Origin of the sequence: Desulfosediminicola flagellatus, from assembly GCF_005116655.2 — a bacterium.
Classification (GTDB): domain Bacteria; phylum Desulfobacterota; class Desulfobulbia; order Desulfobulbales; family Desulfocapsaceae; genus Desulfopila; species Desulfopila flagellata.
Genome location: NZ_CP050698.1, coordinates 5,670,633 through 5,685,659, shown reverse-complemented (window position 1 = coordinate 5,685,659; position 15,027 = coordinate 5,670,633). Strand labels below are relative to the sequence as shown.

15 protein-coding genes are annotated in these 15,027 nt (G+C 44.7%); 6 read left to right on the top strand and 9 right to left on the bottom strand.

Annotated features, from left to right (window positions below; translation table 11 throughout):
• Positions 1-271: 271 nt before the first annotated feature.
• Positions 272-982, bottom strand: a complete 711-nt coding sequence (locus tag FCL46_RS23545) for a GAF and ANTAR domain-containing protein (protein ID WP_136809617.1) — start codon at positions 980-982, stop codon at positions 272-274.
• 29 nt (positions 983-1,011) lie between these two features.
• The gene (locus tag FCL46_RS23540) at positions 1,012-1,254 is read right to left on the bottom strand and encodes a hypothetical protein (RefSeq protein WP_136809616.1); all 243 of its coding nucleotides are present in this window, start codon (positions 1,252-1,254) and stop codon (positions 1,012-1,014) included.
• A 453-nt stretch (positions 1,255-1,707) separates the two neighbouring features.
• On the opposite strand from FCL46_RS23540, the gene FCL46_RS23535 reads away from it, so the two are divergent.
• The gene (locus FCL46_RS23535) at positions 1,708-2,196 is read left to right on the top strand and encodes a DUF3124 domain-containing protein (protein WP_136809615.1); all 489 of its coding nucleotides are present in this window, start codon (positions 1,708-1,710) and stop codon (positions 2,194-2,196) included.
• 233 nt (positions 2,197-2,429) lie between these two features.
• Here FCL46_RS23535 and FCL46_RS23530 read toward each other — a convergent pair whose 3' ends face one another.
• Positions 2,430-3,749 carry a hypothetical protein gene (locus FCL46_RS23530; protein WP_228723271.1) on the bottom strand — a complete coding sequence of 440 codons (1,320 nt, stop codon included), beginning with the start codon at positions 3,747-3,749 and terminating at the stop codon, positions 2,430-2,432.
• 298 nt (positions 3,750-4,047) lie between these two features.
• On the opposite strand from FCL46_RS23530, the gene FCL46_RS23525 reads away from it, so the two are divergent.
• Positions 4,048-4,302: a hypothetical protein gene (locus FCL46_RS23525; RefSeq protein WP_136809614.1), complete on the top strand. Its 255-nt coding sequence runs from the start codon at positions 4,048-4,050 to the stop codon at positions 4,300-4,302.
• Between the two features lie 280 nt (positions 4,303-4,582).
• Entirely contained in the window at positions 4,583-5,638 is a 1,056-nt protein-coding gene (locus FCL46_RS23520) for a GTP pyrophosphokinase (protein WP_136809613.1), read from the top strand.
• 115 nt (positions 5,639-5,753) lie between these two features.
• Here FCL46_RS23520 and FCL46_RS23515 read toward each other — a convergent pair whose 3' ends face one another.
• The 4 genes from FCL46_RS23515 to FCL46_RS23500 all read right to left on the bottom strand — a co-directional run bounded on the left by FCL46_RS23515 (position 5,754) and on the right by FCL46_RS23500 (position 9,490).
• Complete coding sequence (locus tag FCL46_RS23515) at positions 5,754-6,425, bottom strand: GntR family transcriptional regulator (RefSeq protein WP_228723270.1); 672 nt, start codon at positions 6,423-6,425, stop codon at positions 5,754-5,756.
• A gap of 260 nt (positions 6,426-6,685) precedes the next feature.
• Positions 6,686-7,954 carry a dicarboxylate/amino acid:cation symporter gene (locus FCL46_RS23510; protein WP_136809612.1) on the bottom strand — a complete coding sequence of 423 codons (1,269 nt, stop codon included), beginning with the start codon at positions 7,952-7,954 and terminating at the stop codon, positions 6,686-6,688.
• A gap of 113 nt (positions 7,955-8,067) precedes the next feature.
• The gene (gene cuyA, locus FCL46_RS23505; protein WP_136809611.1) at positions 8,068-9,066 is read right to left on the bottom strand and encodes a D-cysteate sulfo-lyase; all 999 of its coding nucleotides are present in this window, start codon (positions 9,064-9,066) and stop codon (positions 8,068-8,070) included.
• 37 nt (positions 9,067-9,103) lie between these two features.
• The gene (locus FCL46_RS23500; RefSeq protein WP_136809610.1) at positions 9,104-9,490 is read right to left on the bottom strand and encodes a RidA family protein; all 387 of its coding nucleotides are present in this window, start codon (positions 9,488-9,490) and stop codon (positions 9,104-9,106) included.
• A gap of 622 nt (positions 9,491-10,112) precedes the next feature.
• Between FCL46_RS23500 and FCL46_RS23495 the strand changes: the two genes are divergently transcribed.
• Entirely contained in the window at positions 10,113-11,543 is a 1,431-nt protein-coding gene (locus FCL46_RS23495; protein ID WP_136809609.1) for a pyridoxal phosphate-dependent decarboxylase family protein, read from the top strand.
• Positions 11,544-11,676: 133 nt separating this feature from the next.
• On the opposite strand, the gene FCL46_RS23490 is transcribed toward FCL46_RS23495, so the two are convergent.
• A complete protein-coding gene (locus tag FCL46_RS23490; RefSeq protein ID WP_136809608.1) occupies positions 11,677-11,886 on the bottom strand; it encodes a hypothetical protein in 210 nt (69 codons plus the stop codon).
• Positions 11,887-12,199: 313 nt separating this feature from the next.
• On the opposite strand from FCL46_RS23490, the gene FCL46_RS28075 reads away from it, so the two are divergent.
• Positions 12,200-12,601 carry an AlbA family DNA-binding domain-containing protein gene (locus FCL46_RS28075; protein ID WP_217909507.1) on the top strand — a complete coding sequence of 134 codons (402 nt, stop codon included), beginning with the start codon at positions 12,200-12,202 and terminating at the stop codon, positions 12,599-12,601.
• Between the two features lie 5 nt (positions 12,602-12,606).
• Complete coding sequence (locus FCL46_RS23485; RefSeq protein ID WP_217909506.1) at positions 12,607-13,437, top strand: DUF977 family protein; 831 nt, start codon at positions 12,607-12,609, stop codon at positions 13,435-13,437.
• Between the two features lie 102 nt (positions 13,438-13,539).
• On the opposite strand, the gene FCL46_RS23480 is transcribed toward FCL46_RS23485, so the two are convergent.
• A complete protein-coding gene (locus tag FCL46_RS23480; protein ID WP_136809607.1) occupies positions 13,540-14,718 on the bottom strand; it encodes an MFS transporter in 1,179 nt (392 codons plus the stop codon).
• Positions 14,719-15,027: the final 309 nt, after the last annotated feature.

The window sequence follows — 15,027 nt, the reverse complement described above, 5'->3', positions numbered from 1 at the left end:
TTTAAGATAAAGTATGTAGTGAATAATTAGCTGTACTAAATTTCAAAGTCAAGGGAATTTTCGGCAGCACCCTGTCAAAAGTTGCAAAACTCAATGTTTTATTGAATAAAATAATGAAGCTGAAGGTATGCCCAAGCCGGTTAATAGCATCTGTTCAGGCGGCGTCAGCTTCAAAGTTTTTGTTTGGAGACAGATAAGCGTAGACTTCGATAGTAAAGCTATGTCTCCAACCAAAACACTGCCGAAGATGATGCCGCATGGACGGATGATATCAGAGTTCTTCGGATAGAATAAGTGCCTCCGCAATATCCAGCATCGATTTGCGGGTATCCATACTCCTCTTCTGAATCCAGCGATAAGCATCTTCTCCGCTCACTTGCTGCCGGTCCATCAATATTTCTTTTGCCCGCTCGATCTGTTTCCTGGTCTGCAACTCCTGCTCAATGACTCGTGTTTTGATAATAAGTTCAGTGTTATGAATGGCAACAGCAGCCTGGCTTGCCACCGCGCTGAGCATATTAATATCAGTTTCAGAGAAGTGATACGGCTGGCTGGTGAAACAGTTGAGTACGCCGATAACCTTATCTTCCTTGCCCTGCAGCGGGATGCTCACCATTGAAACAAGACCAAGACTGTTGGCCATTTCCTTTTCTTTGAACCTGTCATGACTTTTGACATCATCAATGACATAGGGGCGCTGGGTAGAAAGCACGTAGCCTACTACGCCTTCATGTAATCGCAGGGCTCTGTCTTTTACATATTCCGGCTCAAACGACTGGGTGGCTTTTAACTTAATAAGCGGCGGGTTTTCATTTTCATCCACAAGCCATAGCGAGCATATTTCAACCCCTGTCACCTTGGCTGTTACCATGACTATCAGCTTAAAAAGATCCTCCAGGAAAAGTTCAGAAGTGATCGCCTGGCTGATATCCATCAGCGCCTTAACGTAATGATCATAGGTGTGTTGAGTGGATGTGTTCATACCGCCTGTATAATGAAGAGGTGGATGTGCTAATTTATTGACAGCTCGCCAAGGTAGTTCAACCCCTTGCGGGTGATAAGGGTATATCGCAGATCGGGGTCGGTCTGAATGATGCCCATGCCATCCATGGTTTTCAGTACCTGATGGAGTTGCGGCAACTTTATCCCCATTTGTCCGGCAATCGCCTCGGTGGGGACGAGCTGCGGCTGTGGGTTCTGTAAATTTTCCGAAAGAATGGCGAGGACCTGAAGTGTATACTGGTTCAGTGACATAGCTACCTCTTGCGGGTAATGAGAAACCTTGTCTGCTAGGTTTTGAAACCGATGTGATTGTTTATCCAGCACTAATAGTTGCTGAAATGTATAATAAAATGGAGTCCATCGCAATCTCAAAATTAATTTATGATAAATATATAGTGATAATTGTAGTACTACTAACAATTAGCGAGAGGTTTTGATCTGCATTGAGGCGGTTGGTTGATTAGCTTCCGGCAGCTTGGAGTTGTTTCCGTAAACGAACTATATTTACTTTCAGGTCTGACATCCCGCTAAAGAGAAATGGCCTGACCTGACACGTTCAATTTTTAGGTATTCAGCTATAATATGGATAAGGTATGATCAGTAAAAAGCAGATGTTGTTATCAACACATGCTATACTTTTTAGACAATACCAAAATATACGATGTCATACATTTTCTGTGAAATACGTAACCTGGGGAGAACCGCATGAAAAGAAAACTGTATTCCGGACTATTGCCACTGATTGTTTTGGCTGCTCTATGCCTGCCTTTCTCATTGTATGCAGCAGATGCACAGCGGGGATTATCACAAGGGCAGATTCTCTACGTTCCTGCATATTCAGATATATATATAGGCGATTCAGAACGTCCGTTTCAATTGACCATAACGTTGAGCCTGCGAAATATTGATCCCAAATATCAAATAACTATTGAATCAGTCAACTACTATGAAACAAGGGGTAAATTTCTAAAATCGTATGTTGACCACCCCGTGACGCTTGAGGCGCTGGAAACATTACGTTTTGTCATACCCGAAAAAGACAAAAGCGGAGGTTCCGGTGCCAACTTTATCGTTGTCTGGAAATCAGATAAGATGGTTAACCCTCCGATTATTGAGTCCGTGATGATTGGCAGCAGATCACAACAGGGGATTTCGTTTGCTTCAAGAGGTCAGGAACTTATACCACATGATTAGTCCATTTTCGGATGGAAAACAGGAGGTAGTCCGGGATTAGCGATTTTCTCTCGAGAAGAGGTCTTTCTAAAAAATAATCGCAGTCATATGTTTAGTATCGGAGTCTACGCTACCAGCGGGGCTGATGCATATTTTTCCGATTAGCCCAGGGCTACTTATTACCCATAAATCAATTTACTCAGTCCTAACCCCTTTAACCTTAGTCCTTTTGTCTTTTACCTAAGTCCTCAGTTTTACTGTTCTGTCTCGATTTGCTTACGGAATCTGTCGAGAATTTCATTTTTTATTGAGGCGAGATCGAGACGATAAATATCCTGCGGGAAAAGCATGTCGATCACGCCTGTATTAAACAGGCGGTTCACTTCGTATTCCCGGTGGGCGACACCACGCTGATAGATGTAGTTGATATAGCTTTTGTTGGTATGGATAATGAATTCGACCCGCATGCCTTCCATACGGGCAAAAAATTTGAGCATAGGTGTTTTGCTTGAGCTGCCGATACCACCGTTATAGTGACCATTCCCCTCCAGGGTGTCAGACACATCTTCCTGAATAAGAAAGGAACCTGCCTTAAAGGCACTTGCTATGAGATGTTTCTGGAAATTTCTCACATCAGTGAGACTGTTCAGCACTCCCATAAGACCGAGTTCATCAGCAACGGCTACATCCGGGTTTTCTTCCGCCTTTCTCAGCAGTTTAAGTACCTTTGCCACCGGCTCTTTCTTTCTGACAATGACATAGATGGGGGTCTTCCTGTTGTTGGAATAAAACCAGAGATGTTTGATCAGGGTTTTCTTCAGACCGTGCTCAAGTGGCTTGATCTCATCAGCAGTACTATCCCACGGGTGCACTGATACTTCGCAGCAGGAAAAATCTTCAGGAGAATGCCGGCTGAGTAAGAATGCATGTTCCTGCTCGCCGATCTTCGCATCTGTACACCATACGTGATTGTTGAGAAAATCGAGAAATGAAGCGAATTTATTTTCTATATCTGTTTGCCGTTCACGTTGCTCAATGGCTGCTGCAAGCTGCATGAGTACAAGCTTGCGCTTTGCTTCAAAACGGGCCTTTTTGTGGTAGCGATCATCAAATGGGATAAGCATCAGCTCAACAGGATCATCAATGGCGTCGACTTTGTTATCCATTGCCAGATATGAAGAGTAGGGCGAGAGCACGGTTCGTTTAAGATAGCGGATAACTCCATCAGCAGTTCTGGAATAGTTTTTTATAGCAATCCGGCATTCGTTTTCACTACCTGCTATCCCGAACATTTTAGAAAGAAGACCACAAGATCTGCAGCTGGCAGCCTTTCGGCTCTCTTCATTGTCAACGAGGGTTTTGATCTCGGCAAATGAACGTACGTTGAGGAATTCGAAAATCTGATTTCTGGTAACAAGGTATCTGTTAAAGAGATGCGATCGTTTAAGGAGTAATACCTGCCCACGACTCAAAGGAGAAAACACGCGATTGTATGGAACGTTATCTCGTGTGGCGAAGGGGCCGTTCTGATCCAGAAGCTTGAAAATGGTGTCTTTTCGGGTCATATACTTCATAAGCAGTCTCCTCTTCAGGGTATGCCAGGCATTAAGCACTACCTGCTGTCGTGGACCTCAACCTGTATTCATATATTTTACCACAGAACACCATTCGCGTGACAGGAAATGTGGCGACGGGAAGGTCGGAAGATAATCCGACAATAAAGCTATATCTCAGGATTTTTATGATCTGTCTTCCTGTTTACATGTTAATACGGGTAACAGGTTGATTACTGCTTACATTATGAATGTACAGAACATTAGGCATATAGGTCTGATGTTGAAATGCCGAATACCCCCCACTTACAGAGATTCGATGAGCATTGACAACCTATACGCAGTTATTCGTAGCTTTATGCTGAACAATCAGCTTATTGCCCTTGGCATACTGATTTGTTTGGTACTGTTTTTATGGAAGAAGCCCTGGGAGTTTTTCAAAATTGCAGCGGCTATTGCGGCTCTACTCGCTGGATTTTATGTTTTCACACAATTGGGACAGTCTGCCAATTTTGGTTCGCAGAAAAAACACGATATAACCACAGAAAGAACAGAAAAGATGTTTGGCGAATGATGCTGTTTCACTGTATTTCCGGCTTGTAAGGGATATCTCGTCTGTAGCGCCCACCCTCAGTCCCAACTCATCACCCCTCACTATTTACTACTTACTCCTCACGAATCCCAATCCTGTCGGGAAGAGCAATATTATGAAACCCTGACAGGGTTATATTTCCTGTTTGCTTCATCGCAATGTATAGCAAATATGTGGCAAAACCTTGACGATCTCTGCAAGCTTTGACATAGTGGGTTGCTAATTAACCAACTTACCCAGGAAAAAAGAAGAATATTTTATTATGGCGTCACTGGATTTTGAACAAGAAAAACTTCGCTTTAGAACGTTTTACGAGGCACAGTGTAAACCCATTCTGGATGCGAAAAACACCTATATACGAATTATTAACGCGCTCATCCAACGTTTTGATGTCGGTGAGGTCACACGGGTTGAAGGCCGGATAAAGGACAGAGAAGAGTGTATCAAAAAATTCCACCGAAAATACCAGAACCAACTTGAAGCTGCCGAACACCCCTATGAAATTAAAGATTTCATCTCTGACTTGATAGGCATCCGTATCGTCTGCCTCTATGAAGATCAGATCCCCCTGATCTCAGAGCTGTTACAAAAGCACTTCAGAATACTCGATGTAACTGACAAGACCTCCTCCATCGAGAAAACCGAGGACTCTTTCGGGTATAAGGGGCTGCATATGGATCTGGCAATGAACGAAGAGATGGGTTCCCTGCCACGATACCAGCCGTATGCCGGGTTCCATTTCGAGATACAGATCCGATCGCTGATTCAGGATGCCTGGGGCGTGCTGGACCATAAGATTAAATACAAAAAATCCATTCCCAATGATCTCAAACGACGGATCAACGTACTCTCTGCGCTGTTTGAGCTTGCCGATCGTGAATTTAAAGAGATACGAAATGCTACCGACGAGCTGATGCAGCAGGAGACTGTGGAGCCGCTGGGAGATGGTCCCGATGCTCCGGCAGAATCGCAGGCCCGGGTCAAGAACCTTAACGCCTTTAATTTTTTGCGGATCGCCGGACATTTTTTCAGAGATTTTGAGTTTCAGGACTACAAAGTGGATGGTTTCGTCCAGGATATTCTGCGGATCAAGAGTGACTTCCAGAAGGCTGAGTTGCACCGATGCCTGCGGGACAATTTGAAGATTGTTAAAGAGTACCGTGATAACTTCTTATTTGAGAATCCGGATAAAACATTCAGTCCGTATACCTCAATCCGTCACTGCCTGTTTCTCTGTGACCAGGAGACCTTTGCCCGCATACTCTCAAAACGCGTAACCGAACGGTTCACTGCGTGGTTGAAGACAGCAGCTGCATAGGCAGGAAGCGTACATAAGGGCTCAGGCCAAAGGACTGAGTGTTTCAGGAGCTTGTTGCATTTTCAATGCAATTTACTCAGTCCTATTGTTGATGTTTGTCTGCCTGCATCAGCGATTACATAGTATTCATCAACTCTTTTTCACAAATATCTGCCATCCGCTTTCCGGCATCCATATAGTGGTTCCTTATGCATCCTTCGAGTTCATAGACATCGCCCTTTTTCAATGCGTCTATGATGACCTTATGTCTCCAGTAGACCTCTTCCACTGAGTAGAGTTGAATCCAGTATCTGAAGAGAAGAAATTTTGAGATTCCCTGACATGCTCTTCTGCAGAATTCGAGGAGCAGCTCATTGTCGATGCGCGAGAAAAGAATTTTATGGAATTTATCATCGAGTGGTGCAATCTTTTCGATAGACTCGCCGTTTTCGGAGATCTGCCGCATTTTTTCTGAAAGCTCTTCAAGTTTCTTAATGTCGCCGGCTGTATATTTTTGAATTACTGAACATACGGCTGCGGCTTCGAGAATGCCTCCGGTAAAATAGCTGTCACGGATCTGCTTTGGACTCAGCTCTGTAATGAATTTACCTTTTTGCGGAGTCCATACAACCAGTCCCTCTTTAATAAGAATCTGGAGGGCTTCACGTATCGGTGCGCGACTGATGGAGAGTTTTTGGGCTATGCTCAGCTCTTTGACTTTATCGCCAGGTTTATAGGTGCCGTCCAGGACGCACTTTTTAATATACGTTACAACACGATCAGTATACGTGTGCTTGTCGAAATCCAAAATATTACTCCCTAACATAGGACAATGAAATACAACAGATTGAACAACGATCATGATCGCTAATTTCTTTATGAGTGCTTCTTATATAACCTACTACCTACTTAGCACAAGTTTGTTCTTTTCTCACTTTATACATTTTTGTAGATAGTCGAGTGCTCGGAGAGTGGAATGTGCCAAAAAAAAGGCCTCCTAAGAAAGGAGGCCTTGCCGAATACACACGTAAAGCTGTGTTGATCCGAATTGTTAATAACTATTTGGTGTTATCCCAGTTCGTCAACAATATGCCCTTCATCGTCAAGGTGAACGCCGCTGCCATGCTCTAGCTCATCGAGAGGTGTCATAGCTTTTTCGCGATCCAGTTCACCATTTAAAGCTGCGACAACAACACCGGCAGAGTTATCACCAAAGATGTTGGTAGTGGTACGGAACATATCTAAAATTCGATCAATTCCGGCAACAATCGCAATTCCCTCAAGCGGCAGGCCAACTGATTGAAGTACCATTGTCAGCATAATCAAGCCACCACCAGGAATACTCGCTGTCCCCACTGATGCCAGGACTGCGGTTGCGACAATAGTTCCCTGCTGGGTTAATGATAGATCAATTCCGTAAGCGTTAGCGACAAACATGGCTGCAACTGCCTGGTAAAGGGCTGTACCATCCATGTTGATTGTAAGCGCCATGGGAAGCGTAAATCCTGAAACTTTTGATGAAACTCCCAATTGCTTTTGCGCACGCATAGAAAAAGGGAAGGCAGCTGCGGCGCTACAGGTAGACAAGCCTACCAACGCGGGTTCCATCGTCTTTTTCAGGAAGGCCAATGGAGAAATTCGAGCGAAAATTCCTACAGCGACAGAATAGGTAAATATAATGTGTATGATGCTGGCAACAAGCGCAGCTATAATGAGTTTCCCCATTGGCATCAAAATATCTAATCCGAATTTGCCGGTTGTCCAGGCAATAAGAGCGAAGACACCATATGGCGCAAAGCTGATAACGATATCAGAGACCTTGAACATAACTTCTGCAAGACTTTTAAAGAAGTTTGCAACGGGTTTCCCTGCGTCACCTGCCATAGAGAGGCCAGCACCGAAAAGTAACGCGAAGACGATGATCTGCAGGACATTACCTTTTGCAAGAGCCTCCATCGGATTCATTGGAAACATGCCGACAATCATCTGCGCTGGTCCAACAGGATCAGGTGCTTTGAAAGCCTTGAGTTCGCCGAGAGAAAGTCCGGTTCCGGGCTGGAAGATATTTGCAATGATTAATCCAATACAAACAGCCAGGGTAGTTGTTACCATGAAATATATAAGGGTAGTCAGGCCTGTTTTTCCAAGGTTTTTAATGTTGCCAGTGCTAACAACACCTGTGATGAGAGTGGATAAAATAAGGGGGACAACTATTAATCGAAGGCAGCGAATGAAAATATCACCAATGGGTTTTAAATACTCAGCTTTTTCTCCTAAAATCAGACCGGCAATTACACCTAAAACTAGTCCGATCAATATCTTATGATATAATTTCATTTTACAATTCCTCCATAAATAGGCTGTCTGTAGTCGTAACAGAAGTCATGACCTTATTAATTATACCAAAAAGGCACCATGATAAATGTCATGATGCCTTTTTGATTACTGATTTATTGAAACGTATCAAGGTACGCATAGAGAGCTGGAGAGCCGCCTGTGTGTAGAAACAGGACATTTGCGCCTTCAGGGAAATGATCATTTCTTACCAGGTCGATGAGGCCTGCCATCGCTTTTCCTGAGTAGACGGGGTCAAGCAGGATAGACTCGGTTTGAGCGAGCAACCTAACGGCTTCGGTCATACTGTCTGTAGGGATGGAGTATCCAGGTCCTACGTAGCCGTCAAAGCAGGTGATCTGATCTGCCGGCAGGCTCTCGCGCATACCAAGACGCTGGGCGGTTTCTACAGCGAGCTTATGGACTATCTCTTCCTGTACATCTTTTTTGCGGCTTACGTTGATACCCGATACAGGGATGCCTGCATTGGTGCCGTACATTCCAACTACTATGCCGGCATGTGTACCTGCACTGCCGCTTGGAACAACCATGTGGTCGATAACCAGGCTTGTATCAAACAGCTGCTGCTGAATCTCTTTGGCGCAGGCAACATAACCGGTAGCACCAATTGCATTGGACGCTCCGCCGGGGATGATGTATGGCTTTTTGCCTTCTGCTTTAAGCTTCTCAGCAAGTTTTTCCATCTCACCAAGCATGTTTGATCCGCCAGGCACGACAGTTGTGCTTTTTACGCCCATCAAATTGAAGAGGAAGTTGTTGCCGGAACCCTCTTTCTTGTAGCTGCCGGCTACACGTTCTTCGAGGATAAGGTGGCAGTCCATGCCTTCTTTTACAGACCATGAAAGGGTGAGGCGACAGTGATTTGACTGCACAGCACCGCAGGTAATGATGGTGTCTGCACCATTTTCGATGGCATCAGCGATACAGTAATCGAGCTTTCTGGTTTTGTTTCCACCAGCACATCCCGGCAACAGATCATCTCGTTTAATAAAAATATTTACCTTGCCGCCAAGGGCCTTTGAAAATGCGGGGAGTGCTTCAATCGGGGTAGCTTCCTGTACGTAATTTCTTCTGGGGAACTGGGTCAGATTCATTGGATATCCTGTGACTGTGAGATTGAGTTGATGGCTATTATTTAACGACTACAATGGCTTCAATTTCGATATCAGCTCCCAGGGGGAGTGCTGCTACCTGAAATGCACTTCTAGCCGGAAATGGTGAGGAAAAATATTCTGCGTAGACTGCGTTAACTTCCTGGAAATCACCTATGTCTGATAAAAAGACGGTGGTTTTAACAACGTCATCCAGCTGTGCACCTGCTGCCTCGATAACTGCAGAAAGATTCTTGATAACCTGATGTGCACGGTCAGAAATCGACCCTTCAACCATTTTTCCGGTTGCTGGATCAATCGGTAACTGACCGGAGGTGAATAACAGATTGCCTGTCATTATTGCCTGGGAATACGGCCCTACAGCTCCGGGGGCGTTATTGGTCTCGATTACTGTTTTTTCTTTCATTCTTCTGCTCGAAAATAAAATGTTGTGTGAGAATAAACTCAATTACACTATCTGCCTGTAAAATCGATTTCAACGACACTTTAAAATGACGAATGTCGACACTTTGATTTTCCTTATGCCAAAATTGATCGACTCTGTCAAATGAAAAATCCTTATTGAAAAACGAAGAAATGAAAAAAACAGCCCTGAGGAAACCATTTGGCAAGGGTGCTTCTGTAGCCATCTATATGATTTTTTTACTGTCTTATTCTGGTCTGCTGCTAATCGACCACCGGAATTCAGCAATGTCGTTTTTTAGCAAAATATCTGGTATATACACAATAAAGATTGCCGCTATTGAGATGTTCTGTAATTGATAGTTTTAGGTTTCATGGTCGTGAGATGGTGGAGGCTTGCCTTAAGATGCGAAAGGGGTTTTGTTGTTACTTCATATGAAATACAGTGCAATTATGACAGAGTGTAAAGTATACGAATAAATATCAGCGATAGGCCCTGTAATATAAAGAATGTAGATAATGTCGACATTATCTGATGATTGCAGGGGATGATGAGATACTGGTGTACTAAGACGTAATATCACAAAAAAACACTATAGAAAGAGAGCATTAATCGGAGATATACAATGGGTAAGACTACTTTGGATCCGGATGATTGGAGCCTTTTCCGCGCTTCGGCACACAAGATGCTGGACGACGCCTTGAATAGAATGGAAACAGTCAGGAGTGGCAGGGTCTGGACCCCTTTACCTGAAGAGATGAAGTCTGCTTTGACGTCTGATATTCCTGAGGCCGGCGTTGATCATGAGACACTGCGCCAGAATCTTGCCGATCTTTTACCTTACGGCGTCGGCAATACCCACCCCAGGTTTTTTGGCTGGGTTCACGGGGCAGGAAATCCGGGAAATATATTTGCAGAAATTACAGCCGCTGCTATGAACGCAAACCTAGGGGGGCGTGATCATGGTGCTATATATGTTGAAAAACAGGTGATTGGCTGGTGCCGGAAGCTGATGGGCTTTCCGGAAGATGCAAGCGGGTTGATTGTCTCCGGGACATCCATGGCCACGATCATTGCCTTGAAAGTTGCCCGGGATCAACGAATGGGCTTCGAGTGCAGAAACACGGGGATCGCCGGAAGCACGCTGGTGGGATATGCATCTGCCCAGGCTCATTCTTGCCTCGGGCGAGCTTTTGACCTGCTGGGGCTGGGCAGCGAATCGTTGCGCAAAATTCCATGCGATGCACATTTCAAAATGGATTTGGCCGCATTGCAGGAGACTATTGAGCATGATCGGGCACAGGGGCTTGAGCCATTTGTCGTTATTGGGACAGCGGGTTCAGTTAATGTCGGGGCGATAGATGATCTGAGTGCACTGGCAGATATTGCCCAAAAAGAAAAGCTCTGGTTGCATGTTGATGGTGCTTTTGGTGCTACAGCAATCCTGAGTGAAGAACTTCGTGAGCGGCTTGCCGGTATGGAGCGTGCAGATTCGTTGGCATTCGATTTTCATAAATGGATGCAGGTTAATTACGATGCGGGATGTGTTCTTGTTCGCTCTGGTGAAGCACATCTTAGATCTTTCTCAGGCCGGGCAGAGTATTTAACAGGAGCAGGAAGAGGGCTTGCAGCCGGGAGTCCGTGGCCTGTCGATTTTGGCCCCGAGCTTTCTCGTGGGTTCAGAGCACTGAAAGTATGGGCGCATCTGCTTGAGCACGGAGTTGAAAAATTAGGCGCCGTTATCAGTGAAAATTGCTCTCAGGCAACATATTTGGGAAAGCGTATTGAGGCATCTGACAAATTCGAACTATTAGCACCTGTCACACTAAATATTATCTGCTTTCGCTATGTTTCTGAGGCGGTAAATGATTTGAATGATCTTAACAGGGAGATCGTCATCACTTTACAGGAAAGTGGAATAGCAGTCCCATCAACCACTCTCTTAAATGGACAATTGGCGATACGTGTCAATATCACCAACCATCGAACCGAACTTCAGGACCTCGATCTGCTTCTTGAAGAGGCAGAGAGAATCGGTGATGAACTGGTGAATTAGTTTATATCCGAAACACCCATTTCTGAGTCTCATGTCTCGCTTACCTGCTCAACTTTCGTGTTGAGCAGGGCCATCTGCAAGCCTTCATCCTCCCCTCAGTCCTAACCCCTTTAACCTCAGTCCTTATGCTGTTTCAGGAGGTTGATCCCCCCCCCGCAGCAATTTTCTTATGCATTGATATTACAACGAATAAGGTCACAGCCAGAAGTGGAAGAACCACGAGATTGAGTCGTTGCCAGCCAAGGGAACTTTCCAGCCAACCCGAGGCAAGTGCCGAGAGCGTAACCATACTGAAGATCATAAATTCATTGGTTGCCTGGGTTTTGCCTCTTGTCGCTCCCAATGCTGTTTGTTAATATGAATTGTTGTCCTTAATTTATGAAATTATTGATGTTTTTTGTATAGCCAATATGCGATGAAGCGAAGAGTTTCTGAGGCTTTTTGTTAATTATTTAAATTGGTTGAATTATTTTTATTGTCTTTAACCTTTAAGTCAGAAAGTTGAGTTAAATACTTTGTTTTTGAACGGGAGAAACTTGATAAGCGGGGTCTTATCCAAACACCTCTCATGATCCTTACCCAGTTAAAAAAAATCAGGGGAGGACTCAGGCCCACGGAAGATAAGAGAGCATGGAACTCACAGAGAAACTGGCAATATGAGATATCGTACAACTACAGATGAAGAGTTGGCTCTTGTTTTAGAGGAAGGGGAAGGATTTACTTTGGAGTTTAAGCGTTCTGTCAATTCTGATCTCTCAAAAGAATTGGTCGCTTTTGCCAATGGTTCTGGTGGGCGTATATTTATTGGCGTGGATGATGATAATACGATAGTAGGCTGTGATATTTCTAACAAGGCAGTCTCTCAAATCGAATCTACAGCGGCAACATGCGACCCGCCTGTAGCTATTTCCATTGAAAAGCTATTACCAGATCAAATTCTCGTTATCCATGTTCCTGAAGGTGCCAACAGACCTCACCGATGTAATAAAGGTTTCTTTCTGCGTAATGGTGCAAGCTCGCAAATATTTCGCCAAAGGATGACATTGCCAACCTCCTGACTAACTTGGGCGCTGGTGAATATATAGATGGACAGTTTTCTCTCAATCAGACGGGCGTTCTCTTTTTTGCTAAAGAACCAACCCGGCGCTTATTTCATGTAAATGTTGTTTGCGCTCTGTTTAAAGGGACTTCCAAAGCCTATATCCTCGATCGTAAAGACCTTAATGGTAATATCTTAGAGAATGTGGAAGACGCTCTCCTTTTCCTCAAAAAGCATTTACAGATGCGGTGGGAGATTACAGCCGAAAGTACCCGCAGAAAAGAGATTTTGGAACTACCCGAAGTAGCCCTGCGCGAGGCTATTATCAACAGTGTCTGCCATAGAGATTACACTGAAGAAGGCGCCAATGTGATGGTTGAGGTATTTGATGACCGGGTTGAAATATATAACCCAGGCGGGTTGCCCAAAGGGTTGCAAGAAAAAGACTTCGGTCGTCGCAGTGTCTGCCGTAACCCCAATATTGCAAGCCTCCTTTTACGCTGTAATTTCATTGAAAAAATGGGCTCCGGGATTGAGCGCATTCATTCAGCCCTTACAGAAGCCCATTGTCCAGATGTGAAAATCAACTTTAACACCATGTTTACTCTGGAGTTTCCACGGCCAACTTTTATAGCAGAGAAGCCTGCAAATAAAACAAAAACGTCGGAGAAAACGTCGGAGAAAATTGTCCACCTGATACGAGAGGACAACAAAATCACCATTGCAGATCTTGCTAAAATGGTAGGGGTTACAACCAGTTCTATCGAGCGGAATTTGAAACAACTCCAGACAGAAGGGCGACTAAAACGTATTGGCCCGGCAAAAGGTGGCTATTGGCAGGCAGAAGACGATTAATGATTAATGCCGCAAAAATGAACACCAATAATTATGTTCAACAAATAGAGTGAATAGGGCAACAGTTTGTTGCCCTATTTTACATTGTTCTATCTGCTGATCCTAGCAGGGTGTTGCTTTTGCCACTTCGATCTTTTTGCGCAGAGCAACAATAACCAGCAGAGTGATAACAAGAAGCGGCAACACCACAATATTAAGTCGTTGCCAACCAAGGGAACTTTCCAGCCAGCCCGAAGCCAGTGCCGAGAGCGTAACCATACTGAAGATCATAAATTCATTAGTCGCCTGGGTTTTGCCTTTCTCTGCCGGGCGATATGTGTCGCTCACCAAACGGGTTGCGGTGATAAACATAAAGTTCCAGCCGACACCAAGCAGAATGAGTGCAGTCATAAAGTGTGCATGGCTGATCCCGTGCAGGTTGATCGCCACACAAACAAGCATAATGATGCATCCGGCACAGATCATTGTGGTATAACCAAAACGTTTAATCAGATGTCCGGTGAAAAACGACGGCACAAACATCCCCAGCACATGCCACTCGATAACAAAGGTGGACTGAACAAAGCTATACCCCAAACGATTCATCGCAAGCGGAGTCGAGGTCATAAGCAGGTTCATCACCGCATAGCTCACCACTCCGGTAAGCGCTGCCACGATGAATGCGGGCTGAATAATAATATTCCGCAAAGGCCGCTGCGCCACACTACGTTGAGATACACTCAGCGCCGGGATCTTCACCTGAGTCAGCAATATAAACGCAGTTATATACAAGCCAAGTAACCCGACAAACGCCGCTGAAAAACCTAAGCCCGGCAACAATTTTTGACTATAGATAGAAAGGTTCGGCCCGATTATCGCCGCCAGCACACCACCCGCCATGATCATCGATATCGCCTGACTTTTATGCTCCGGCTCACACACCTCCATAGCTGCAAAACGATACAGGGTTGAAAACCCAATCCCGATCCCGATCAGCGTCGTCGCAAAACAAAACAGCACAAAACTCTCACTCCACAACGCAAAAACAGCAAAAGCCGCCCCAGCAATGCCGGTAAGATTCCCCATTATAAAGCCACGCCTGCGGCCAAACCGCTGCATGATAAGGGATGCGGGAATTGTGGCGCACATGAGGCCGATGAATTGCATGGCAATGGGGAAGGTAATCCATTGGTGCGATGGTGCTAGGCCGCGCCCGATAAGTGGGGTTACGGAGACCAGGAGGATGTTGCCGGAGGCGAGTAGGGCCTGGCAAAGGGAGAGAAGTATTACTTGGCGATTCATAATTTTTGTGGGAGGTGTTATCGTGAGTTAAAGATAAATCAGGTGGTTATTGCCTGTGTGGTTAATAGGAAGGTATGCTACTAAGTAGTATTGAGGGTACTCAATCAATCTCAATTAAACATTACTATTCGTGCTTTAAGTTGAAAAAAAATTAGAGCTTTTTCAGTATGAGTTGGTTGTCATTCGTGCAAAATGTTGACTTATGATTTGAGATAGATTTTTTAAATCGTTCATATTTCAGGTCTGAAAGATTTGTTCAGGTGCTGATGTTTATGGTTGGATGACAATCTGAAAAGACGTTTAAACAAG